The sequence below is a fragment of the Candidatus Kinetoplastibacterium crithidii (ex Angomonas deanei ATCC 30255) genome (assembly GCF_000319225.1).
GTDB lineage: Bacteria > Pseudomonadota > Gammaproteobacteria > Burkholderiales > Burkholderiaceae_B > Kinetoplastidibacterium > Kinetoplastidibacterium crithidii_B.
The window spans coordinates 647,104-671,924 of sequence record NC_019815.1 but is presented as its reverse complement, the minus strand read 5'-3'; the positions used below and the strand labels follow the sequence as shown (position 1 = coordinate 671,924).

Annotated in this window: 28 protein-coding genes and 2 tRNA genes; 27 read left to right on the top strand and 3 right to left on the bottom strand. The window is 31.1% G+C overall.

The features are described 5' to 3' along the window. Nucleotides 1-146 precede the first annotated feature (146 nt). Nucleotides 147-1,517 (bottom strand): bifunctional UDP-N-acetylglucosamine diphosphorylase/glucosamine-1-phosphate N-acetyltransferase GlmU, encoded by a 1,371-nt coding sequence (gene glmU / locus CKCE_RS03200; RefSeq protein WP_015238881.1) that lies wholly within the window; start codon nucleotides 1,515-1,517, stop codon nucleotides 147-149. A 107-nt stretch (nucleotides 1,518-1,624) separates the two neighbouring features. On the opposite strand from glmU, the gene CKCE_RS03195 reads away from it, so the two are divergent. Beyond that, nucleotides 1,625-2,482, top strand: coding sequence for an NUDIX domain-containing protein (locus CKCE_RS03195; RefSeq protein ID WP_051008533.1), 858 nt, complete (start codon nucleotides 1,625-1,627; stop codon nucleotides 2,480-2,482). Here CKCE_RS03195 and CKCE_RS03190 read toward each other — a convergent pair. Then, on the bottom strand, nucleotides 2,451-4,973 hold the full coding sequence (locus CKCE_RS03190) for a cation:proton antiporter (RefSeq protein ID WP_015238880.1): 2,523 nt from the start codon (nucleotides 4,971-4,973) through the stop codon (nucleotides 2,451-2,453). The genes CKCE_RS03195 and CKCE_RS03190 overlap by 32 nt on opposite strands. 53 nt (nucleotides 4,974-5,026) lie before the next feature. After that, the gene (gene rpoH, locus CKCE_RS03185) at nucleotides 5,027-5,926 is read right to left on the bottom strand and encodes an RNA polymerase sigma factor RpoH (RefSeq protein WP_015238879.1); all 900 of its coding nucleotides are present in this window, start codon (nucleotides 5,924-5,926) and stop codon (nucleotides 5,027-5,029) included. A 289-nt stretch (nucleotides 5,927-6,215) separates the two neighbouring features. Between rpoH and CKCE_RS03180 the strand changes: the two genes are divergently transcribed. The 26 genes from CKCE_RS03180 to CKCE_RS03060 all read left to right on the top strand — a co-directional run bounded on the left by CKCE_RS03180 (nucleotide 6,216) and on the right by CKCE_RS03060 (nucleotide 24,651). Beyond that, nucleotides 6,216-7,034, top strand: coding sequence for an ABC transporter ATP-binding protein (locus CKCE_RS03180; protein ID WP_015238878.1), 819 nt, complete (start codon nucleotides 6,216-6,218; stop codon nucleotides 7,032-7,034). Further along, nucleotides 7,031-7,807 (top strand): lipid asymmetry maintenance ABC transporter permease subunit MlaE, encoded by a 777-nt coding sequence (gene mlaE, locus CKCE_RS03175; RefSeq protein ID WP_015389041.1) that lies wholly within the window; start codon nucleotides 7,031-7,033, stop codon nucleotides 7,805-7,807. The genes CKCE_RS03180 and mlaE overlap by 4 nt, the downstream gene beginning before the upstream one ends. Nucleotides 7,808-7,811: 4 nt before the next feature. Further along, nucleotides 7,812-8,315: an outer membrane lipid asymmetry maintenance protein MlaD gene (mlaD, locus tag CKCE_RS03170; RefSeq protein WP_015238876.1), complete on the top strand. Its 504-nt coding sequence runs from the start codon at nucleotides 7,812-7,814 to the stop codon at nucleotides 8,313-8,315. A gap of 25 nt (nucleotides 8,316-8,340) precedes the next feature. Continuing rightward, entirely contained in the window at nucleotides 8,341-9,042 is a 702-nt protein-coding gene (locus CKCE_RS03165; RefSeq protein ID WP_015389040.1) for an MlaA family lipoprotein, read from the top strand. Between the two features lie 33 nt (nucleotides 9,043-9,075). Beyond that, nucleotides 9,076-9,690: an MlaC/ttg2D family ABC transporter substrate-binding protein gene (locus tag CKCE_RS03160; RefSeq protein ID WP_015238874.1), complete on the top strand. Its 615-nt coding sequence runs from the start codon at nucleotides 9,076-9,078 to the stop codon at nucleotides 9,688-9,690. Nucleotides 9,691-9,727: 37 nt separating this feature from the next. Then, nucleotides 9,728-10,516, top strand: coding sequence for an ABC transporter ATP-binding protein (locus CKCE_RS03155; RefSeq protein ID WP_015238873.1), 789 nt, complete (start codon nucleotides 9,728-9,730; stop codon nucleotides 10,514-10,516). 80 nt (nucleotides 10,517-10,596) lie between these two features. Next, nucleotides 10,597-11,328: an ABC transporter permease gene (locus CKCE_RS03150; RefSeq protein ID WP_225968726.1), complete on the top strand. Its 732-nt coding sequence runs from the start codon at nucleotides 10,597-10,599 to the stop codon at nucleotides 11,326-11,328. A gap of 64 nt (nucleotides 11,329-11,392) precedes the next feature. Continuing rightward, entirely contained in the window at nucleotides 11,393-12,661 is a 1,269-nt protein-coding gene (murA, locus tag CKCE_RS03145; RefSeq protein WP_015238871.1) for a UDP-N-acetylglucosamine 1-carboxyvinyltransferase, read from the top strand. 3 nt (nucleotides 12,662-12,664) lie between these two features. After that, a complete protein-coding gene (hisG, locus tag CKCE_RS03140) occupies nucleotides 12,665-13,330 on the top strand; it encodes an ATP phosphoribosyltransferase (protein ID WP_015238870.1) in 666 nt (221 codons plus the stop codon). Between the two features lie 42 nt (nucleotides 13,331-13,372). Continuing rightward, nucleotides 13,373-14,677, top strand: a complete 1,305-nt coding sequence (gene hisD, locus CKCE_RS03135; protein WP_015389039.1) for a histidinol dehydrogenase — start codon at nucleotides 13,373-13,375, stop codon at nucleotides 14,675-14,677. 2 nt (nucleotides 14,678-14,679) lie between these two features. After that, nucleotides 14,680-15,780, top strand: a complete 1,101-nt coding sequence (hisC, locus tag CKCE_RS03130) for a histidinol-phosphate transaminase (protein WP_015238868.1) — start codon at nucleotides 14,680-14,682, stop codon at nucleotides 15,778-15,780. Between the two features lie 8 nt (nucleotides 15,781-15,788). Further along, nucleotides 15,789-16,376 carry an imidazoleglycerol-phosphate dehydratase HisB gene (hisB, locus tag CKCE_RS03125; protein WP_015238867.1) on the top strand — a complete coding sequence of 196 codons (588 nt, stop codon included), beginning with the start codon at nucleotides 15,789-15,791 and terminating at the stop codon, nucleotides 16,374-16,376. A 29-nt stretch (nucleotides 16,377-16,405) separates the two neighbouring features. Beyond that, nucleotides 16,406-17,065, top strand: coding sequence for an imidazole glycerol phosphate synthase subunit HisH (gene hisH, locus CKCE_RS03120; RefSeq protein ID WP_015238866.1), 660 nt, complete (start codon nucleotides 16,406-16,408; stop codon nucleotides 17,063-17,065). A 45-nt stretch (nucleotides 17,066-17,110) separates the two neighbouring features. Continuing rightward, entirely contained in the window at nucleotides 17,111-17,851 is a 741-nt protein-coding gene (hisA, locus tag CKCE_RS03115) for a 1-(5-phosphoribosyl)-5-[(5-phosphoribosylamino)methylideneamino]imidazole-4-carboxamide isomerase (protein ID WP_015238865.1), read from the top strand. A gap of 1 nt (nucleotide 17,852) precedes the next feature. After that, nucleotides 17,853-18,635, top strand: a complete 783-nt coding sequence (gene hisF, locus CKCE_RS03110; protein WP_015238864.1) for an imidazole glycerol phosphate synthase subunit HisF — start codon at nucleotides 17,853-17,855, stop codon at nucleotides 18,633-18,635. 4 nt (nucleotides 18,636-18,639) lie between these two features. Then, nucleotides 18,640-19,068, top strand: coding sequence for a phosphoribosyl-AMP cyclohydrolase (gene hisI, locus CKCE_RS03105; protein ID WP_015238863.1), 429 nt, complete (start codon nucleotides 18,640-18,642; stop codon nucleotides 19,066-19,068). Next, nucleotides 19,061-19,414 (top strand): phosphoribosyl-ATP diphosphatase, encoded by a 354-nt coding sequence (locus CKCE_RS03100; protein ID WP_015238862.1) that lies wholly within the window; start codon nucleotides 19,061-19,063, stop codon nucleotides 19,412-19,414. The genes hisI and CKCE_RS03100 overlap by 8 nt, the downstream gene beginning before the upstream one ends. An 11-nt stretch (nucleotides 19,415-19,425) precedes the next feature. After that, on the top strand, nucleotides 19,426-19,767 hold the full coding sequence (locus CKCE_RS03095) for a histidine triad nucleotide-binding protein (protein WP_015238861.1): 342 nt from the start codon (nucleotides 19,426-19,428) through the stop codon (nucleotides 19,765-19,767). Nucleotides 19,768-19,790: 23 nt separating this feature from the next. Beyond that, a complete protein-coding gene (locus CKCE_RS04105) occupies nucleotides 19,791-19,958 on the top strand; it encodes a twin-arginine translocase TatA/TatE family subunit (RefSeq protein WP_081581878.1) in 168 nt (55 codons plus the stop codon). A 538-nt stretch (nucleotides 19,959-20,496) separates the two neighbouring features. Next, nucleotides 20,497-21,252, top strand: coding sequence for a Nif3-like dinuclear metal center hexameric protein (locus CKCE_RS03090; protein WP_015238860.1), 756 nt, complete (start codon nucleotides 20,497-20,499; stop codon nucleotides 21,250-21,252). Nucleotides 21,253-21,287: 35 nt separating this feature from the next. After that, the gene (locus CKCE_RS03085) at nucleotides 21,288-21,902 is read left to right on the top strand and encodes a glutathione S-transferase N-terminal domain-containing protein (RefSeq protein ID WP_015238859.1); all 615 of its coding nucleotides are present in this window, start codon (nucleotides 21,288-21,290) and stop codon (nucleotides 21,900-21,902) included. A gap of 11 nt (nucleotides 21,903-21,913) precedes the next feature. After that, the gene (locus CKCE_RS03080; RefSeq protein ID WP_015389037.1) at nucleotides 21,914-22,273 is read left to right on the top strand and encodes a ClpXP protease specificity-enhancing factor; all 360 of its coding nucleotides are present in this window, start codon (nucleotides 21,914-21,916) and stop codon (nucleotides 22,271-22,273) included. Between the two features lie 30 nt (nucleotides 22,274-22,303). Further along, nucleotides 22,304-22,379: transfer RNA gene (locus CKCE_RS03075), tRNA-Thr, on the top strand. A gap of 77 nt (nucleotides 22,380-22,456) precedes the next feature. Then, nucleotides 22,457-22,532, top strand: a tRNA-Asn gene (locus tag CKCE_RS03070). A 120-nt stretch (nucleotides 22,533-22,652) separates the two neighbouring features. Next, complete coding sequence (locus CKCE_RS03065; RefSeq protein WP_015238857.1) at nucleotides 22,653-24,260, top strand: peptide chain release factor 3; 1,608 nt, start codon at nucleotides 22,653-22,655, stop codon at nucleotides 24,258-24,260. Further along, nucleotides 24,250-24,651: a hypothetical protein gene (locus CKCE_RS03060; RefSeq protein WP_015389036.1), complete on the top strand. Its 402-nt coding sequence runs from the start codon at nucleotides 24,250-24,252 to the stop codon at nucleotides 24,649-24,651. Before CKCE_RS03065 ends, CKCE_RS03060 begins: the two co-directional genes overlap by 11 nt. Nucleotides 24,652-24,821 lie beyond the last annotated feature (170 nt).

Genomic DNA, 24,821 nt, shown 5'->3' with positions numbered 1-24,821 from the left:
TAGATTTATAAAAAATTAATAATTATATGAATAACAAAAAAACACGCTAACATTATATTAGATAATATAAATAATTAACTTTCCAACAAACATAGATAATAATCTTTAGTTATTAAAAATCACCTAATAATTAATCCTCAAAGTCCTTATTTACCAGGCCTTCTCCAATTTACAACAGAAAACTGACGTGTCCTGGATAACGTTAATTGATCAGCAGGAGCATCATGAGTTAAAGTTGTTCCAGCTCCTAATGTTGCTCCTGCTCCTACTTTCACTGGTGCAACTAACTGAGAGCTAGAACCAATAAATGCATTATCTTCAATAATCGTTTGATGTTTATTTAATCCATCATAGTTACAAGTAATAGTACCTGCCCCTATATTAACATTTGAACCAATATGTGAATCGCCTATATAAGTAAGATGATTGGCTTTACTATTTTTACCAAAAACACTATTTTTAATTTCAACAAAATTACCTATTTTAGAATTACTTCCAATGTTAACACCTTTACATAATCTAGAAAAAGGGCCTACCTGAACACCTGCGCCTAAAGTAACACTAGATAAATGACTATAAGCTTCTATAATCACATTGTCAGCTATATTTACATCTTTAAGGACACAATATGGACCAATTTTAACATTACTGCCTAATTGAACATTACCTTCAAAAATACAACCCACATCTATAAAAACATCTTTACTACACTTCAATGATCCTCTAATATCTATTCTTTTATAATCTGATAATGTAACTCCAGCGTCCATAAGAACTCTAGCTTGCTCTTCTTGCCAAATACGCTCCAACTTTACCTGTTGAATGTGATTGTTTATACCTAATATCTCCCAATAATCATCAGGAAACCTTGAGTCTACAAAAAGACCTTCTGAAACAGCCATATCAACTATATCTGTAAGATAATATTCACCTTGCATATTGTTATTAGTTAATTTACTGATCCATTTTATTAACATACTAGTTGGAGCTGCAATTATGCCTGTATTAATTTCTTTAATATTAAGTTCAACATTATTAGCATCTTTATGTTCAACAATCTTTTTAATACAGCCATTATGATCTCTAATTATGCGACCATAACCATTCGGATCATTTAAAAAACTAGTAAGAATACTTAATCCATTTTTACAAGATTTTAGAAGTCGATCCATTGTTGCAGTTCTTACTAGTGGAACATCACCATATAACACTAAAGTAGAGCTATAATTATCAGGACAATCCAATAAATTAGGAATAGATTGCTTAAATGCATGACCAGTACCTAACTGTTCACTCTGAATTACTATATTAATATTTTTAGAAAAATTTCCAATAAAAGATTTTATTTGTCCTGATTCCTTACCTACTACAATAGTTATTGTAGTAGGGTTCAACGCTAAAGCGCTATCTAATACATATCCCAATATAGGACGACCAGCTAGATTATGTAACACTTTTGGGATATTAGACTGCATACGCGTGCCTAATCCAGCAGCAAGAATAACAACATTAAGCATAATAAAATATAGCCATTTATAAATTTAAATTAAAGTGTAATATTATAAGACTGTAAATATCTAAAAACAGCACTTTTAGTTATAAAATGATCTAACTGACACAATTTATGCGTAGCATAATTATTAATATGATGAACAATAAGAATATTTTTATAACACTTAGCAAGCTAGAACATATATTTCAAAAAACAAAAAACTACCTTAGTCAACAAATACCAAATAATTATATTGCATTAAAAATTGCTATGAAAGCAAATGGTTATATAAATATAGAACTTGCTAAAAAAATTGAAAATCAAAAACTTGGAAAAATAATAAGAAATTGTCTTTATATTGGTGATTCTTCATTAAAAAATATTAATTCTTATATAGATAAAATATCTATTTTAATAAAAAACTACTCAACAAAAAAATGGAATAATGAATTATTAGATATTACAGATAATAATCAAAAAACAATTGGATACATAGAAAGATCTACCGCTAGAGCTCTTGGGCTTAAAACTAGAGTTGTACATTTAAACGCTTGGAATTCCAATACTTCAATCTGGATTTCCAAAAGATCTAATAAGAAAGCTATCAACCCTGGTAAATGGGATACCTTAGTGGGAGGATTAGTAAGTTATAAAGAAAATATAAATCAAGCACTAAAAAGAGAGTCTCTAGAAGAGGCTAACTTAGATATATCAGCAATAAGACAACGATCAAAGTTACAAAAAATAATTGATATCTATAAATTGACAAGTGATGGTTTTCAAACTGAGGAACTTTTTTCAAGTTCGTGTCTGCTAAATAACATGACTCCATCAAATAAAGATGGCGAAATAGACATAATTAAGATCCATTCTATCGAAGAAGTAATTAGATTAATTGAGAGAAATGACTTCACTGAAGAATCATCACTTATAATCATAAAAGACCTGATACAAAAAATTAAGATGGGTCTAAATCTTCATCAGGAATAATAGATCCATGTTCTCTCCAAACATCTATGGCCAAAATTCTTTGTCTAGCAACATTTTCTATTAGCTCAAGCAAAGCAGAGTCTTTAGATAATAAAGCTCTTAGATCTTTTGCGCTCAACAATAACAATTTGCTATAACCTAAAGAAGTTACCTTTGAGATTAAATGTGCTTGACCAAATAAACTTAACTCACCAAAAAACTCCCCACTTCCTAACTCAATCTTAGTCCCATCAGGCAAATGCATAGCTACGGCTCCTGAAGCAACAAAATACATCTTATCACTATGTTTTTCTTTAGTTATAACGACCTGATCAGGCAATGCAAGTATAGGTTTTAGCAATTTGCTAATTGCTTTAAGTGATTTGGGGCTTAGTTCATGAAAAAATGGTACTTTTTTTATTAATTCGGAAGAACTTAGTTCTATATCTAATTTAGGATTTTTATCTATATGTTTCCATCTATTTTGAGATTTTGTTATTAAATCATCATAAACCTCTCCACTTATTAATGAGTTCTCCAGCATGTCAAGATACCTAACACGCTCCAATTCAAAAGCAGCGCGACCAAGGTAAACTTCTTGCAAATACATAGCATAGATTGGATATTGCAGATTCATTGCCTGCAAAGCATTTTCTATACAATTCAAACGTTTCTTATGAGCATTAATAATAATTTCAGTTATTTCTTCTCCTAATATTGGAGAAACCTGCTCCTTAGCAAAACAAATTAGACGTTGTGCTACTGATCTTTTGCTCATTAAAGTTACAAATCTATATCCTAAGTTCTTTGCAAGCCAAAACTGAATACCAAAGACTCTTTGAAACCATAAAGAAACTCTAAAAGAAATAGAATAATGCAAATCATATTCAATAGCAGACTCAAAACCATATAACCCTTTAATACGGACAACATCTTCTAAATGTTCAGCTCTAGATAACAATGTATCAGCAACTTTTTCATCAACTAACTTAGCTTTTAATATATCAAGAAACATCTCTTGTTCACGTTGAGATAAAATAGCCAACCCTGCTGATATTCTCTCTTCTCTGTTCATTTGAGCTAATTGAACATCATGCAGCCTAGAAAGACTAGACCTAAAAACAGCTTGGACTCGCTCCAAAGAATCTTTCCCTATATGCTCTGTTTGCGCTATTTCTTCTGTACGTTCTTGAAGTTCTTCTAAAGTTACCCCTAAAACTTGGTTCCTTATTGTAGTTTCTATATGTGACAATTCATTTAATTTTAAAATCTTAATTAAAGGTCTGAGAGTTATACCATTAACAAACAATGTCATCAAAACAAAACCTGTAGTAACTATAGCAATAAAATGTCTTAATTCTTCAGGAACTAGGACATTCTCTGTAACAGCAAGAGCTAATGCAAGTGAAACAGCTCCTCTTAAACCGCCCCATAGCATTACAGATTTATAAGGTAAATTAACAGTTGTTCCCAACTTAGTAATACCTAAAACAGGCAAAAACCCAAAAATAACTATTGCACGAGCTAATAATGTGACAACAAAAACGATCAGAATCAATTTTAACATTTGCAAATCTAGAGTACCCATAAAACGAGGTATCAACATTGCTGAAAATAAAAAAATCAACGAGTTAGCCCAGAAACCTATTTGCCCCCAAAACTTTGATAAATACTTAGATGTAGTAGATGACATCCTTGTTCTTCCAGTAGAGCCAACAACCAAACCAGCTATGACTGTAGCCACAACACCAGAAACATGAAGATAGTGTTCAGAAATAAAAAACGATAGGTATGCTAAAGTTAATGTAAGAGTGATTTCTGCAGCAGGAAAATCTCTTAGCCAAGAAAATAAAAAACAAGCAAAACGACCCATTACATAACCAGCTATCCCTCCTCCTATGAATAAAACAATAAAGTCGTTCACAACAGTTTTCATAGATAACTCAGCTTTACCTACTAATACAACTAGTAATACTGTATATAATGCTATAGATGCCGCATCATTAAATAAGCTTTCTCCCTCAACTAGTGTAGTCAAACGTTTTGGTGCTCCCACCTCTCTAAATATGCCAACTACAGCGACAGGATCCGTAGTTGCAACAATAGAACCCAACAATAGACAAGAAACTAATCCATATGAAGAAATTTCATTCAAAGTAAAACCTACAACTATAGTACAAACCACTACAGCTACAATAGCCATCATTAAAATAGGTCCGATATCATCTAACAATCTACGAACACTCATTGATAAAGCAGTCTCAAATAACAATACTGGAAGAAAAACCATTAGAAATGTTTCTGATGAAATCTTTAATGATCCTAAAGATTCCAAAAAATCAGAAACCAATAAAGGAGCCCAAGAGTGGGTATGTACTATTATTCCTAGAAAAAAACCAACTATAGCTAACAATACAGAATAAGGAAGTTTTATACGAACAGCAATAGGCGATAGAAAACATACTAATGTTAACAAACCAGCTAATCCAAAAACAATAAAACCAACATTCATAAAAACTTCCTAAAAATAAATTAATATAAATTAAATTTATGCATTATTTATAACTAGTCAGAATACTCTAGCAAAAAACTTCTCATTTTTTTCATAGCAGCAGACTCTATTTGTCTAATTCTTTCTGCAGAAACACCAAATTCTTTGGCCAGATCACTTAGCGTCAAATTTTCTTTATCTTTTAACCATCTAGACTCTACAATTCTTCGAGAACGCTCGTCTAAAATATCCAAAGCCCCTTGTAAACCTTCGGTTTGCATTAAGTCTATAGATTTTTGATTCAATATATTATCAGGACAATGTCGTTCATCTGACAAATAATATATTGGAAACGTTTTAACACTATCTTCTTGCTGCACTGGCCCATCAAGAGGGATATCACTTCCATATAATCTTGTTTCCATTTCACGTACATCTTCTTCACGAACGCTTAGAGTGTTGGCTACATTATTAACCTGTTTAGAGTCAAGCGAAGAATTATTAGAGCTCATGCTACGAAGATTAAAAAATATTTTGCGCTGAGCTTTTGTCGTAGCAACTTTTACCAAACGCCAGTTTTTTATAACAAATTCATGTATTTCAGCTTTAATCCAATGAACTGCAAATGACATAAGTCTAACTCCACGTTCCGGATCAAATCTTCTTATAGCCTTCATAAGGCCTATACTACCTTCTTGTATTAAATCAGCATGAGGCAAACCATATCCAAGATATTGTCTAGCAATAGAAACAACTAAGCGTAAATGGGATAGAACAAGCTTCCTTGCTGCTTCCAAACTACCAGTATCTCTTAAATTTCTTGCTAACTCCAACTCTAATTCAGCAGATAAAATTGGTAATTTATTTACAGCTGATATATAAGCCTCTATAGTACCAAGATTACCAAAGTTAAATTCGTCATGAATAGATATATCTTTATTAAAAGGAACTAAAAAATTATTAGTTTTATCCATAATCGCACCCCCTGTTTTTATATACCATATTGATTAACAGAGCAACAAAATGAATATACACATCATTTTCACCTTATCGTACTATCTTACTTGTATGTTGCATTAACTAGACTATCTTGTAAGCACGCTTTGACAACATAGTTTATTATAAACGATCATCTCAATATAATTTATGAAATAATGCTTTAAATTTAGAATCATTTAGAAATATTATAAACAAAAATGCAAGTAAACTATAAATCAATTATATAATTATAAATAAAAAAACATAATAAAACTATGTAATATCATGAATAAAACTAACAATGCTCTAACTTTAAGTAATTTATTTGCAGGTTATGGAAATAGAATAATATTAAACAATATTTCCCTAAACGCAGAAAAAGGCAAAATTATAGCAATTATGGGTAGGTCTGGCTCAGGAAAAACAACCTTACTAAAAACAATAACAGGTCAACTGCCAATAAAACATGGGAGCATCCATATCTTTGATAAAGATATAAATAATATATCCAACAAAGATCTCAAAAATTTGAGGAAAAATTTGGGTGTTTTATTTCAACATGGAGCGTTATTTTCAGATCTAAATATATTTGAAAATATCGCTCTTCCTTTAACTGAGCTTAGTGTTATATCTGATCGAGAATTAACAACAATAGTTTTGGAAAAACTGGATAGTGTCGGATTAAAAGCTGCGGCACACCTACCAATAACAAAAATATCTGGAGGAATGGCAAAACGTGTTGCCCTAGCAAGAGCTATAATATTAAATCCAAAAATTGTACTATATGATGAACCTTTTTCAGGATTAGATCCAATTTCATCAGGGATAATAGCAGATCTCATAAAAACACTATCAAAAAAAAATGACTGCACATCATTGCTAATAACTCATAATGTAAGAGAAACCTTCAAAATATCTGATATAGTTTATATAATAGATAATGGTATGATAGCTGCCTCAGGAACACCATTAGAACTAGTAAACTCAAATAATCCTTATGTTCAACAATTCATACAAGGTAATATTGACGGGCCAGTAGCCTTTCATTACCCAGAAACAGAAGAATATAAAAAATGGCTAAAAGAGCAAGAACAAAAAATATGACTATAATATCTGACATGATTTACTGGATCTACCGAATAACATCAAACATAGGAAGATTCATTTGTTTTTTTATTAAAATATTGTCTTGTAGTAGCGTAATTTTTCAAAGGCCTAAACTATTAATAAAACAAATTTTTGTTCTCGGAAATAAATCCATATTAATCACAGTTATTTCTGGATTATTTATAGGATGTATTCTAGGGTTACAAGGTTATTACGTACTCAATAAATATAAGGCAGAAGATGTTCTTGGTTTTACAATAGCACTAGCTCTAGTACGTGAACTTTCTCCAGTTGTGACAGCAATGGTATTCATAGGTAGAGCTGGGACAGCTATGACAGCAGAAACTGCATTTATGAAAGCAGAAGAACAAATTATAGCTATGGAAATTATGGCTATAAATCCTGCAAAAATAATATTAGCCCCTAGGTTTTGGGCTGGAACGATATCAGTGCCATTATTATCATTAATTTTTTCTGTATCAGGAATTATAGGAGGATGGACAATAGGAGTGATTCTATCTGGAATTGATCAAGGAGTTTTTTGGTCTCAAATACAATACGGCATAAGCCTAAAAAATGACATACTAAATGGATTAATAAAGAGTATTATCTTCGGAATTGTTGCTTCATTAATATCCTTATATGAAGGATGGGAATCTCGCTCTACGCCAGAAGGTGTTTCTGAATCCATAACTAATTCGGTAGTAAACGGTTATTTATCGATATTAGCAATAAATTTTCTATTAACTATTATAATGTTCACGAAATAATTTTATGTATACAAAAAAATATAAAATAGAAGCATGGGTCGGCCTGTTTGTTATAATAGGAGTTATATCTTTTGTTTTTCTAGCAATATATGCTAGCAATATGAGATCCACTTCATTTTCTTCTGTTTATACTATTACTACGCATTTTGAGGATATAGGAGGATTGAAGGCTAATGCTCCAGTAAAGAGCGCTGGAGTCAAGGTGGGCAGAGTAAAAAAGGTGCATTTTAATAACAAAACTCTTCTCGCTGATGTTGTTATAGAAATTGATAAAAAAATACCATTTCCTATTGACACTACTGCTTCAATTTTAACTTCTGGAATTCTAGGTGAACAATTTATAGGATTGACTCCCGGTGCTGAAGAAACAATACTAGAAGATAAAGGTGTAATTATAAATACACAAAGTGCTTTATCAATAGAACATTTGGTTAGCAAATTACTTTACTTCCTTGTAGAAAAAGATGATTTAACCAAATCCAATAGTATTTTTGCTAACCAATATTAATTACTCAAATTACTGTGAGTTATTTATGACAAAAATTTTGTTAGTCATCCTATCATTGATGTTATCTGGATGTAACACTACTAACTCTTTTCAAAAAGACATTGTACTTAACAATATTGAAAAACTTAATAGAACAGCCCATAATATCAACTTTTCTGTAGACGAAATAATCCTATTACCTGCAGCTAAATCCTACAATTATATAATACCAAAACCAGTTCAATCATCTGTCAATAATTTTTTTAGCAATATAGACGACTTGCAATCTGCTACTAATTGCTTTCTTCAAGGACGAGGGATAGATGGAATAAATACGGTTGGAAGATTTTTATTTAACTCAACAATGGGTGTATTTGGACTTTTTGATGTAGCATCTATATCTGGTGCAGAAAAAATACAAAATGATTTCGGTATAACATTAGGCAAGTGGGGTATTCCTCCTGGCCCATACCTTGTTATTCCTTTTGTAGGACCAACTAGCGCGCGCGATGTTGTAGGAATAGGTATTAATCAAATATTCAATCCACTTAGAAAGTGGAACTCAGAACACTATAATTTCCTATCAATTTTATCAATAATTAATTATCGTGCTAAAATCATGCATATGACAGATCTTATTAAGGAAATTTCGATTGATCATTACTCTTTTATAAAAAATGCTTATTCAAAAAAAAGAGAAATTATGGTCCACGAAAACTTAGAAGATACTATGTATGATGATGAATAATAAAACACTTGAATATAAAAGAGTATAACAAACATGTTTATAGATAAATGCTTGAAAGGTTTATTATATAGTTTATTAAGTGTAGTTTTTTTATGCAACGCTTATGCACAATCTAGCTATCTAGAGCCTCCTGATAAATTCTTGTTAAGAGTTTCCGAAGAAGCTGTATCTGCTATGAAAAAAGAACTGGATCCAGCCAAAATTGATTTGTTGAAATTAAATGAAATAGTCAAAATCTACATGCTACCACACGTAGATTTTCAAAAAATGACTAAGCTAACTGCTGGACGTCATTGGCAAACCGCTACAAACGAACAAAAAGAAGAATTAATAAATCTATTTCGTAAAAAATTAATTAAGACCTACTCAATGGCGTTATTACAAATTTCTCCAAATGCCACAATGTCTACTTATGTAAATAAAACAGGAATTGACTGCAGTAATACAATAGCAAAATCAATTATAAAAGAACCGAATGGACAAAGCATACAAATAGGCTATAGACTTTCCATAGCTGAAAACAAATGGAAAATATACGATGTAAGCATAGAAGGGCTTTGGTTGGTAGAAAACTATAGGTCACAGTTTAACAAAGAAATTAACAAATCTGGCATAAACAATTTAATCAAAAAATTAAATGATAATTGATTAAATTACTTCGAAATATTTTTAATAAAAAACGTATATGTTAGCCATTAGCCTAGAAAAAATATCAAAAACGTATCAAAAAAAATCCACAAATTGTATTTTTTTCAATAAAAATGAAAATTTAACAAAAAGCAAACCAGCTCTACAAAACATAGATCTTCAAATACAGCCAGGTGAATTTTTTGGGCTCCTTGGCCCAAATGGTGCAGGAAAAACCACTCTTATATCCATACTGTCTGGGCTATCTTATCCTAGTTCAGGTAATGCGAAAATTTATGGTTTTGATGTAGTTAGCGATTATGATAAAACTAGAAGAATATTAGGTGTTGTACCTCAAGAACTATTATATGATCCATTTTTCACAGTAAGAGAAACACTGCGTATACAATCAGGGTACTTTGGTCTTAGAAAAAATGATGATTGGATAGATGAGGTATTACATAATCTAGGTCTAAGCGATAAATCAAATGCAAATATGCGCACGTTATCTGGTGGTATGAAAAGAAGAGTTTTAGTAGCACAAGCATTAGTTCATAAACCACCTGTTATAATTTTAGATGAGCCAACAGCTGGTGTTGATGTAGAATTAAGACATACTTTATGGGAATTCATCTCTCGTCTAAATAATAATGGACATACTATTCTATTAACCACACACTACTTAGAAGAAGCTGAAGCTCTTTGTAAAAGATTGGCTATACTAAAAGAAGGAAAACTTGTTGCTCTTGATTATACGAGAGAAATTCTATCCAAAGCAGGAGGACAAGGACTAGAAGATGCTTTTGTGAAAATAATGAATGAGAAAACTATTGATAGCGATATTTAAGAGGATATAGGGTGAAAAATACACAATTTGAAGCTGTAAGAGAAATAATAGATTCAAAAAAATCTGGATTTATAACTCTTATGTATAAAGAATTACTACGATTTTATAAAGTGTTCTTTCAAACTGTCGCCGCTCCAGTAACAACAGCTATATTATATTTACTAGTTTTTTCTCAAGTTTTAGGAGAAAAAATAGCATATGACACCATTCCTTATACTAATTTTATCATACCTGGTCTTATGATGATGAGTATGCTGCAAAATGCTTTTTCCAATCCATCTTCATCTCTAGTTCAAAGCAGAATGACAGGCAGCATAATATTTATGCTAATGTCCCCTATTTCACCTATGGAGACTTTCTTTGCCTATATAATAGCGGCTATCTCAAGAGGTTTACTTGTTGGTGTAAGTGTATGGATTGTTTCTTTAATAATGTTCCCCATTTTTCCAAGCAATATATTATGGGTTATAACATTTTCTATAATAGCATGTGGAATTATGGGTTCTTTAGGGATAATAGCTGGACTATATTCTGAAAAATATGATCAATTATCAGTATTTCAGAATTTTTTAATAGTTCCATCTACATTCCTATCAGGAGTTTTTTATTCTATACATAATTTGCCTAAATTCTGGCAGCAAATCTCCTTATATAATCCTGTATTTTATGTTATAGATGGTTTTCGTTTCGGCTTCTTTGATAGATCTGATGTTTCACCATGGCAAAGCCTTATTATTACTACTTCTGTGCTTTTCATGCTTGCATCTTATGCCTTATATTTACTATCAATTGGCTATAAAATCAGAAACTAAATTATTTTGCAAATAATTATTTATGAATATGAATTAATTAATTATAAAGGCAGTCAACTCAAAAATGATTTCCAATGAAGAGCTACATATAGTAGGAGAATCGCCCCTAAAGGGAGAAGTGTATATATCTGGAGCAAAAAATGCAGCCTTACCAATATTATGCGCTGGATTATTAACTGAAGAACCTATCATTCTAAACAATGTTCCAGAATTAGATGATGTAAAAACTATTCTAAAACTTTTAGAGCATCTTGGTGCAAAAACTTCAAAAAAAAATAATCAAACAATAATTCAAGCAGATACGATACATAATACTGAAGCTCCTTACGATTTAGTAAAAACCATGAGAGCCTCCATATTAGTTCTGGGACCTTTACTTGCAAGATATGGAGAGGCAAGAATAAGTTTACCAGGAGGATGTTCAATAGGACAAAGACCTGTTGACCAACATATTAAATTCTTATCAGCCTTAGGCGCTGAAATCAGGATGGAACAAGGATTTATAATAGCAAAATCAAAAAAATTGCAAGGTACTGTAATAAAACCTGACGTAGTCACCGTAACAGGCACAGAAAATTTTATGATGGCTGCCTCTTTAGCAAAAGGTACTACTATAATAGAAAATGCAGCTTGTGAACCTGAGATCACAGACTTGGCCCATTTTCTGATACAAATGGGCGCTAAGATTACTGGTCATGGCACAAGACGCATAAAAATAGAAGGCGTTAACTACTTGAATGGCGCTAAATATGTAATATCACCAGATAGAATTGAAGCTGGGACCTTCTTATGCGCCCTAGCTACTATTGGAGGTTGTATTAACCTAATAAATGTCAATCCGCATGAAATGACATCAACTCTCCACAAATTAAAAGAAGCTGGATTGGAGATAGAAATTGGACAGAATTGGTTAAAATGTAAAATGAATAAAAAACCTAATGCTGTAAACATTAATACTAGTGAATATCCAGGGCTAGCTACAGACATGCAAGCACAGTTTATGGCAATGAATACTGTAGCTAACGGAACTTCTTCTATAACAGAAAATATTTTCGAAAATAGATATATGCATGTACCTGAATTAAGAAGAATGGGTGCAGATATTACAATAGATGGTAATCAAGCTATAATTCGTGGAGTTAATAAACTCTACGGCACAACTGTAAAAGCAACTGACTTAAGAGCTTCAGCTAGTTTAGTTATCGCAGCTTTAGCATCTAAAGGAAAAACAATAATAGAGTCCATATATCATTTAGATCGTGGATATGAAAAAATGGAAGAAAAACTTAGAATGTTGGGAGCTAATATTCTAAGAGCACCTAGAAAGGAATAAAGAATGAAAGAATCTTCAGATATACAAATTACTCTTGCTCTTTCTAAGGGTAGAATTTTTGAAGAAACAATGCCTCTTTTAGCTGAAGCAGGTATCCAGGTAATGGAGAATCCAGAAAAATCTAGAAAACTTATTATACCAACTAGCAGTCCAAACTTGAGACTTTTAATACTAAGGGCATCTGATGTTCCAACATACGTTCAATATGGAGCTGCCGATCTAGGAATAGCTGGAAAAGATGTATTAATTGAGCATTCTGCTCAACATCCAGGTAGCTTATATCAACCAATCGATCTTAATATAGCTAAATGTAAATTATCAGTTGCTGTTCGCAAAGATTTCAACTATGTAAACGCTGTAAAACAAGGAGCTAGACTAAGAGTAGCAACAAAATATGTCAAACTTACTAGAGAGTATTTTGCTACAAAAGGAGTATATGTAGATATCATTAAACTTTATGGTTCCATGGAACTAGCTCCTCTAGTTGGATTAGCAGATGCAATTGTTGATGTTGTCTCTACAGGCGATACATTAAGAGTTAATGGCTTAGTTCCTGTCGAAGATATAATGCAAATATCTTCAAGATTAGTAGTTAATAGAGCTTCTTTAAAAAATCGGGGAGATAAGCTAAAACCATTGATGGACGCTTTTTATAAAGCTAGTAATTAGCGACAAAATATTAATTCTTTAGTATAACTGGATATATGAAACATGATTAAAATTAACCATCTGAATTCATGTGAAGAAGACTTTTACGTGAAACTTTCTAAACTGCTGTCTTTTAACTCCACAGAAGATAAATCTATAGAACAAACTGTAGAATCTATATTATCAGATATCAAAGTTCAAGGTGATGAAGCGTTAATAAAATATACTAATCAATTAGATAGGATAAATGTAAAACGATCCTCAGAATTAGAAATACCTAAAAGCAAATGGCTAGAAGCCTTAAATAGCATTCCAGAAAATCAAAAGAAATCTTTAGAATTATCAGCGGCGAGAATTAGAAAATATCATGAATATCAAAAAATAGATACTTGGCAATATACAGAAGATGACGGGACAACACTAGGACAAAAAATATCAGCAATAGATAAAGTTGGTCTATATGTTCCGGGAGGAAAAGCAGCTTACCCATCATCAGTTCTTATGAATGCAATACCAGCTAAAGTAGCTGGAGTCCCAGAATTAATTATAACTTCTCCAACTCCTGACGGTTATATGAACCCTCTAGTTTTAGCTGCAGCTGCTATATGTGAAGTAGATCGAATACTAACTATTGGTGGAGCTCAAGCAATAGCTGCTCTAGCATATGGAACAGAAACTATACCCCAAGTTGATAAAATCGTTGGGCCAGGAAATGCTTATGTAGCATCTGCCAAGAAAAAAGTTTTTGGTACTGTTGGAATAGATATGATAGCTGGACCAAGTGAGATTCTTATTATATGCGATGGAAAGACTCCAGCAGAATGGATAGCTATGGATTTATTTTCACAAGCAGAACACGATGAACTAGCTCAATCTATATTGTTATGCCCTGATGCATCTTTTATAAAACAAGTAAAAATAGCTATAGATAAATTACTACCAGAAATGCCTAGACAAGAAATATTAAAAAAAAGTTTGTCTAATAGAGGCATTATGATTCATGTAAAAGATTTAGAAGAAGCTTGTGACATTTCCAACAGAATAGCTCCTGAACACTTAGAAATTTCTATAGAAGACCCTAATAAAATCTTAAAACTTATTAAACATGCTGGCGCCATATTTCTAGGAAAATTTACTTCTGAGTCACTTGGTGATTACTGTGCTGGACCTAATCATGTATTACCAACATCACGTACTGCTAGATTTTCATCTCCTCTTGGAGTATATGATTTCCAAAAACGATCTAGCTTAATTAATGTGTCTAGAACAGGGGCAATAAAACTAGGGAAAATAGCTGTTGATCTTGCACTGGGAGAAGGTTTGCAGGCACATGCAGCAAGTGCCCAATATCGTATTAATGGAGAATAATTATGACAGTAAAGATTAAAAAATCTTGTGACTTTATTTTCCATACTATAAGACAAGATATACAAAAGACTACATCTTATCCAATTAGCGATGCTTCTGGTTTAATCAAATTAGATGCAATGGAATCACCATATGAGCTACCGAATGAACTACGAGAAAAAATAAGCAAAAGGATAAGTTTATTATCATTTAATAGATATCCTTCAACAAATAAAAAAGAGCTAATTCAAACTATTAAAAATGCTTTTGACATACCTCTTGAAGCTGATGTTTTATTTGGTAATGGCTCAGATGAATTAATACAGCTTATTATTCAAAGTTGCTGTTCACCAGGAGATGTTGTTTTATCTCCTTCTCCTTCATTCGTATATTTTGAAATGGCATCTAAATTTAACCATGCTAAATTTATAGATGTACCATTAAATAATAATTTTCAGCTAAATATGATGGAGATGCTCAGTGCAATAGAAAAACATAAACCAAAAGTAATTTTTTTGGCCATGCCAAACAATCCTACTGGTAGTCTATGGAATAATGATGAAGTACAAAAAATCATAGATAATGCACCAGGTTTAGTTGTCATTGATGAGGCATATCAAGCATTTACAGATTATACATGGATGCAAATGGTTACTAAATTACCAAATATTCTTGTTCTAAGAACTGTATCAAAAATAGGTTTAGCTGGACTCAGATTTGGTTATCTATCAGGAAATCATGACTGGATAAATCAAATAAATAAAGTAAGACCTCCTTATAACATAAACATTCTTACAGAACAGGCTATTCTGGAAATCATATCAAATAAAAACATTCTAGATAAGCAAACCAAACAGATTTTAAAAAATAAAGATTTTTTAACATCTGAATTAGGAAAATTCAGCGCCCTAACTTTATTTCCATCACATGCAAATTTTATACTCATAAAAATTTGTAATGAATTTGATGCAACTGATATATATGAAAAATTAAAAAAAGGAGGTGTGCTTATAAAAAACCTATCCAACTCTCATAATTTGTTAAAAAACTGTTTGAGAATATCCATAGGAACATTCGAAGAAAATCTAATTCTTTTAAACATTCTAAAAAACCTAATTAATTAGTGGTTATTATGAGAATATCTAAGGTATATCGTAAAACAAACGAAACAACAGTAAATGTAAATATAAATATTGATGGAACAGGTAAGCAATCTATAAAAACAAACATGCCTTTCCTCGACCATATGATAGAACAGATAGCTAGACATGGTCTTATTGATATTGATATCGAATCTGAAGGTGATAACTATATAGATGACCATCATTCTGCTGAAGATATAGGAATAACGTTAGGAATGGCTATTAAAGAAGCATTAGGAGATAAAGCTGGCATATCTCGTTATAGCCATGTATATGTTCCATTAGATGAATCCCTATCAAGGGTAGTGATAGATTTTTCTGGAAGACCTCATTTAGAATACAATGTAGCTTATACAAGAGCTCGTGTTGGAAATTTTGATGTAGACCTAATAAGAGAATTTTTTCAAGGCCTAGTAAATCATGCGTTTATGACTTTACATATAGATAATCTTAAAGGCAAAAATACACATCATCAATGTGAATCAATTTTTAAAGGTTTTGGTAGAGCTCTAAGACAAGCATCTTCTTTAGACGAAAGAATGAAGGGCATAATACCATCTACAAAAGGTATTTTATAAACAAAATGTAACTCACTAAAGGTTATATCGTGACAAAAATTGCTATTATTGATTATGGGATGAGTAATCTTCATTCCGTAGCTCGTGCTTTGCAATATGCTTCTCCAGAAGCTAGCATAAAAATTTGCAATAAATCTAAAGATATCTCTGAAGCGGATCGCATAATTCTCCCTGGTCAGGGAGCTATGTCTGATTCTATGATGAATCTTGAAAAATCTGGATTACTAGATATAGTTAAAGAAACTATTAACAATAAACCAGTAATGGGTATATGTGTTGGCCAGCAAATGTTATTTGAATCTAGTGAGGAAGGCAATAATACTACATGTCTTTCTTTGCTAAAAGGTCATGTACATTTGTTCAAAGGTGAAATTTTTGCGCAAAATGATGTTTGTTTACAATCAAATAATGATCTTCTAAAAGTTCCACACATTGGATGGAATAAAGTAAGACAATGTCAAAAACACTATCTATGGACCGACATACCAAACAACACTCATTTTTATTTTGTGCATAGCTATTACGTAAAACCTGTTGACTCTAAACTTATATTGGGAGAAACTGATTACGGGATATCTTTTGCTAGTGCAATAGTATCCAACAATATATTTGCCGTACAATTTCATCCAGAAAAAAGTTCTAAAAACGGTTTAATTTTGTATCGCAATTTTGTAAATTGGAAACCCTAACCTATCGTGTTAGATTTTTTTAAAATTATTAATTGATAATATATCATGTTGCTAATTCCTGCAATCGACCTTAAAGATGGAAAATGCGTTAGATTACGCCAAGGAAACTTGGAAGATGTTACTGTTTTTTCCGAAGACCCAACTACAATAGCCAAAAAGTGGGTAAATGATGGAGCCAAACGCATACATTTAGTTGACTTAAATGGAGCAGTAGTTGGAAAACCAAAAAATGATAGCCAAATTAAAAGTATATTAAAATCAGTCAGCCAAGATGTAGAAGTTCAAATTGGCGGAGGTATTCGTGATTTAAATACAATTGAATATTATTTAGACTCAGGCATTTCGTATGTGATCATTGGAACTGCCGCTATTAAAAATCCTGGTTTTTTAAATGAAGCTTGCGTGGCTTTTCCTGGCCATATTATAGTAGGATTGGATGCCAAAGATGGCAAAATAGCTACTGATGGATGGAGTAAAATTACACGCCATAATATTATAGACATTGCAAAAAAATTTGAAGATTATGGATGCGATGGAATAATATATACTGATATTGGAAGAGATGGCATGCTTTCTGGAGTCAATATAGAAGCTACTGTTAGCTTAGCGCAAAATGTCAAAATACCAGTATATGCTTCTGGTGGTATAGCAACCATAAAAGATATAGAAGAATTATGCAAAGTATCTGAAGAAGGAATTTCTGGCGCAATTCTTGGCCGCAGTATTTATGAAGGTACTCTTGATTTTCAACAAGCACAGAAATTAGCTGAAAAACTAACAAATTAATATGAAGATTAAAAACTCTCTCACAAAAAGAATAATACCTTGCCTAGATGTTACTGGAGGCCGTGTAGTTAAAGGAGTAAATTTTGTTAATTTATCTGATGCTGGAGATCCTGTTGAAATAGCAAAAAAATATGATGAACAAGGAGCTGATGAAATAACCTTCTTAGATATAACTGCTTCTAGTGATGAAAGAGATCTTATATTACCTGTAATAGAAAAAGTAGCCTCACAAGTATTCATTCCTTTAACGGTTGGAGGAGGAGTTCGGAAATTATCTGATATACAAAGATTATTAAATGCTGGAGCAGATAAAATTAGCATTAATAGTACAGCTGTCAGTAATCCAGAATTAATTCAAGAAGCTTCATCTTACTACGGATCTCAATGTATAGTAGTAGCCATAGATGCCCGCAAAACATCTAAAAAAGGAGAATTAGACAAATGGGAAGTATTCACTAAAGGTGGTCGTAATTCAACAGGACTAGATGCCATAAAATGGGCAGAACAAGTTTCATCATATGGAGCAGGCGAAATATTACTAACTAGTATGGATAGAGATGGTACAAAAACTGGATTTGATATTGAATTAACAAGACTCATATCTGATTCTGTACCTATACCTGTTATAGCTTCTGGAGGAGTTGGTAATTTACAGCATTTAGCAGATGGTATTTTAAAGGGTCATGCCAGTGCTGTATTAGCAGCAAGTATATTTCATTTTGGTGAATATTCTATTAAAGAATGTAAGAATTTTTTATCAAATCTAGGCATCTTAGTAAGATAAACTTATGAATTACGAAAACGAAAAATCTACAATTTCATGGATAGATGAATTAAAATTTGGTAATGATGGGTTAATACCTGTAATAGCTCAGGACCATGAAAATGGTGATGTTCTTATGATGGCATGGATGAATAAGGAAGCCCTCGAAAAGACAATATCATTAGGCAAGGCTATTTACTGGTCAAGGTCTCGCAAGAAATTATGGGAAAAAGGTGAGGAATCAGGTCATACTCAAATAGTTCAAGAAATCAGACTAGACTGTGATGGAGATGTTATCTTATTAAAAATTAAACAGTTAGGAAATATATCTTGCCATACAGGTAGGAAAAGTTGTTTTTTCCGTGTTTTGAAAAATGATAATTCAGAGAATGCAACTTGGGCATCAGTCGATGAAATTTTAAAAAACCCTAAACTTATGTATAAAAATGAATAATCACAATCATCATATTGAAATATTAAGTAGAATAGCAAATACATTAGAAACTCGTAAACCTAAAGAAGGTATCACAAATAATAAATCTTATGTTAGCGAATTATTTAATAAAGGACCAGATTCTTTTTTAAAAAAAATTGGAGAAGAAGCAACGGAATTAGTTATGGCAGCTAAAGATGGCATACCACAGAGAATAATAAGTGAAACAGCTGATTTATGGTTCCATAGTCTAGTACTATTATCTTACTACAATCTCAGACCTGAGGATATTATGCTAGAATTAGAAAAAAGGGAAGGGATATCCGGAATTGAAGAAAAAGCTATGAGAAACTCAAACAAAACATAATATTTTTTAAAATGAAAAATTGTATTTTTTGCAAAATTGTAGAGAAAAAATTACCAGCAAATATAATATTTGAAGATGATTATTTTCTGGCTTTTCATGATATTAAACCAGCGGCACCAGTACATTTATTACTTATACCAAAAAAACATATTGAATCTATTAACCATACTGATAAAAATGATGAAATATGGCTAGGAAAAATGTTATTATTAATACCAAAAATAGCTTTTGATAATGGTTGCAAACCTGGTATTGATGGAGGATTCCGTATAATAAATAATTGTGGAGCTGCTGTAGGACAAGAAGTCCTACATTTACATTTTCACATATTAGGTGGTTTTGTTGGTAGTTAATACAAAATCCAAAACTGGCAAACATGGAGATTAAAATGACATATTTTAGTATATGGCATTGGTTAGTAATAATATTGTTAGCATTAGTCTTATTTGGTTCAAAAAAAATGAGTTGCATCAAAAAAAAGGCCAGGTCTTGCTATAAAAAATTCAGAAATAGAAAAAACTATTTCGATAACTCAAAAGATTAAAGAATAAACAAAAACAGTAGAACACTTGAATAACAAAATAAGATCTCATATACTGACTAACTAGATTAATAAATGATTGTATATCATATATATCTACAAATAATCAGTCTTGTTCCGGTGTTTTTTGCCATAAAGTGCATAATACTGTGAATACTATTTAATTAACTAATGATTACAGTTTACAATACCAGTTTACAATACTAAAACTTGACCGATTTTAATATACTTAATTAAAGTTATTTTTTAACTACTGCTATTACCACTATACCTTTAATTTCTTATCAAAAATATAATTTTATACCCTGAGATTATATAACCATATATAGGTTTAGCATTTGGCTTTGCAATAATTATAGATATTTTTTGTTAGTAACAAATTAAAGATTGCCAGAGAAAATATATTGATAAGCGTAACAACTAATACATTACCACTCCTGATATAATCATTCTATTTATAATTGATATGCTAATCGCTTGTTATATGGAATTATAAATCTATATGTAAAATTTACTAAAAATATTACATCAATAATTGAATATGAACTCTGTCAATATAAAAATCCTGAATCAATGGTTGAATGAATTATTAAAACCAGAAAAATTTGTTGATTATTGCCCTAATGGTTTACAAATAAATGGGAAAAAAAATATAAGAAAAGTAATAGTAGGAGTTACATCAAGTCTAGATTTTTTAAATATTGCTGTTCATCAAAAAGCCGATGCAGTAATTGTACATCATGGTGTTTTTTGGAAAGGAAATAATGTTATAAGCGATATATTAAAAAATAGAATAAAATTATGTTTGCAAAATGATTTAAATTTATTTGCATACCATTTGCCATTAGATGTTCATCCATATATTGGCAATAATGTACAATTAGGTAAAATATTAGAATTTGATATTATAGAAAAACAACTAAACAAAGATTCTTTACTAATGTTTGGAAAATATAAAAAAAATATCACAATGCAAGAATTAAATAGTCACATAAGCAAAAAACTAGAAAGAACTAGCTTATTGATAGGAAACCCTAATGAAACTGTAAATAAAATAGCCTGGTGTACTGGAGGAGCTCAAAATAAATTTATAGAAGCTTATAATGAAGGCGCAAATGTTTATATAACTGGTGAGATTTCTGAACCAGTATTTCACATTTCTAAAGAATTAGATATTGGGTTCATATGTGCAGGTCACCATGCAACAGAAAGATATGGAATAAAAGCCTTAGGATTGGCTATAAAAAAAGAATTCAATATTGAGGTTGATTTCATAGACATAAATAATCCCATTTAAATAAAATATAGATTTTTATAAAGGTAACTTTAAATATGATGGTTCTTTACTCTGGAGAAACATGTCCTTTTTCACATAGATGTCGTTTTGTTTTATTTGAAAAATGGATGGATTTTGAAATTCATAATGTAGACTTGAAAAATAAACCAAAAGAAATTTTTGATATGAATTCTTATGGCCAAGTGCCAATTTTATCTGAAAGAGAGCTAATACTTTACGAATCAAACATCATAAACGAATATATCGATGAAAGATTTCCTCATCCACAATTAATGCCAGCTGATCCATTAACCAGAGCAAGAGTTAGGTTGTTCTTATATACCTTTGAAAAAGAGCTATTCTCACAAGTAAAGATTATTGAGTCCCAAGATACTACAAGTACTAATGAAAAGAATATTCTAGAAGCTAGAAACAATATTAAAGAACGTCTAACACAATTATCACCAATATTAACCAAAAATAAATTTCTTCTAGGTGATGACTTCTCTATGTTAGATATAGCTATAGCACCTTTACTATGGCGTCTAGAATATTATGGAATATCTTTACCAAAAAGTGCAGCTCCATTACAAAAATATGCCGAAAGAATATTTTCACGATCTGCTTATATAGAATCCTTGTCCCCAGCTGAAAAACTTATGCGCAAATAAAGACAATACACATGGATAAAATATCAACAAAACCTTATTTTATAAGAGCAATATTTGAATGGTGTACAGATAACAACTACTCTCCACACATATTAGTAAGTATCGACAAAAATACATTGGTTCCTACAGACTATGTACAAGAAAACAAAATAATACTAAATATAAGTCAAGAAGCTTGTAACAATATGGAAATAAATAATAATTTTATTAAATTCCAAACAAGGTTTAATGGAATTATAGAGAATATATTTATTCCTATGGAAAGAATATTGTATATCTTTTCCAAAGAAACTGGTTATGGCATGGAATTCCATGTAGAAGATATAGAATCAGTTAAAACAGAAAAAAAATCTTTTTCTATTGTTAAATAATATATAAAGGCATGGTATAATAAATTTTTAGCCGGCTTAGCTCAGTTGGTAGAGCAGCGCATTTGTAATGCGAAGGTCGGGGGTTCGACTCCTCTAGCCGGCACCATTTTTATTATTATTAAGTATTGACATATTTGCTAAATCTAAATATCATTTAGTAAGTGTTGCTTATCATAATACTTTTCCCTGATAGCTCAGTTGGTAGAGCGACGGACTGTTAATCCGCAGGTCGCTGGTTCGAGTCCAGCTCGGGGAGCCAAGCTAATATTCATTAGTCTGTCCTTCCTCTTCTGATTCTGTAGGTTGTGTTCTATTTGATTTCTATATTATAAAAACAACAAAAATATTATTTTATCAAATAACGTTTATTAACTAAATTATGGATATACATCAAGAAGTAAAAAAAAGACGGACTTTTGCGATAATATCTCACCCAGATGCTGGCAAAACCACACTAACTGAAAAACTATTACTTTTTGCTGGAGCAATACAAATAGCAGGAACAGTAAAGTCAAGAAAAGCTTCTAGATATGCATCTTCTGACTGGATGGAGATAGAAAAACAAAGAGGTATATCTGTAGCATCATCTGTTATGCAAGTCGAATATAATGACCATATCATTAATTTATTAGATACACCAGGACACCAAGACTTTTCTGAAGATACGTATAGAGTATTAACTGCTGTAGATTCTGCCCTAATGGTGATAGATGCTGCCAATGGAATAGAATCTCAAACCATACGATTGTTAGAAGTTTGTAGAAAAAGAAGAACTCCTATAATAACTTTTATAAATAAATTAGATAGAGAAGTTAAAGATCCCTTTGATTTATTACATGAAATAGAAGATCACCTAAAAATAGATGCCATACCATTTACTTGGCCAATAGGCATGGGAAAATCTTTCGAAGGTGTTCTTGAGATAAAAACAGATAAAATCTTATCATTTAAAGCAGGTCAAGATCGCTATCAATCACCTGATATTCTTAGTAAGAATGGATCAAATAAAAAAAATAATCTACTATTTGAAAAATTATTTAGCAAAATAGAACAAGATGTAACTTTAATAAAAGAAGCAACTCCAGAATTTGATATAAAAAAGTTTATTTCTGGAGAACAAACACCTGTTTTTTTTGGTTCAGCTATTAATAATTTTGGTGTACAAGAAGTTTTAGATACCTTAATAGATTATTTCCCACCACCATCTTATCAGCCAGCAATACAAAGAGATGTATTCCCAGATGAAGAAAGATTTACTGGCTTTGTCTTCAAAATACAAGCTAATATGGATCCATCTCATAGAGATAGAATAGCGTTTATTAAGGTATGCTCTGGGATCTTCAAAAGAGGGATGAAATTAAAAATTTCTAGAACTAAAAAAGATATAAAAACAAATAATGTTGTTTCGTTTTTATCACAAAAAAGAGACTTAATAAATGAAGCCTTTGCTGGAGATATCATCGGAATACCAAATCATGGAGTATTACAACTTGGAGATGTATTAACAGAAGGTGAAAATTTACAATTCACAGGTCTTCCTTTTTTTGCTCCAGAAATATTTAGATCAGTTGAAATCAAAGATCCTTTAAAAAACAAGCAATTAAATACAGGGTTAAAACAACTAGGAGAAGAAGGGGCAATTCAAGTTTTTCAATTATATAAAAGTAATACGTTGCTGCTAGGAGCTGTTGGACAACTTCAATTTGAAGTAGTAGCTCATCGTTTAAAACACGAGTACAACGCAGATGTAAATATTTTGCCAGTTAAGTTTATATTGGCAAGATGGATATCGTCTAAAAATAATAAAATATTAAATAAATTTATAGATTCCAATACTTCCAATATTGCTTTTGATTCATTAGGAAATATAACTTTTCTAGCTACTTCACAATCACAATTAAAGATATCACAGGAATTACATCCAGAAATAGAGTTTCACAAGATAAGAGAGTATAATAAGCTGTTGTCTGTTATTAATGATTTATAATAAAAGATTTTTTCTTACAATTCATGGTTACAAAAAAATACTAATTTTCATATCCATAACAATTATCATTGGGATTATTGTTGAAAAAACTTTATTTCAAAATATGACTTTCAATGTTAACAAAATTAATAATAATTATTCTCAAAAAGAAGTTTTAAACGCAAACGGTCAAAGATTTATAGTGCAGCCTCCTCAACCACTCATCAATGGAACTCTTGGCGATCCTGATCTATCAATCAATAATACAAAACAAATAAATACCATTTCTCTAGTGGAAAGTGATATAGAAAACACAAATAACTCAAGCAATACTGACGAGATAGGGATAAAAAGACTGATTATAAATCCCAATAATATTACTGAAATACCCCTACTTGATCTAACAAAATAATAAAATATAACAGTTATATAGTAATATATAACTTCTAAATAGTTCTCTTATGTTAATACATGTTAAAATATGATCTTAATTTGTAACATTAGAACTTTGGATAAAATTAAAAATACATTATTTTTACATATAGATATTAAAATGTAATAATGATCATTATCATTTTGTTC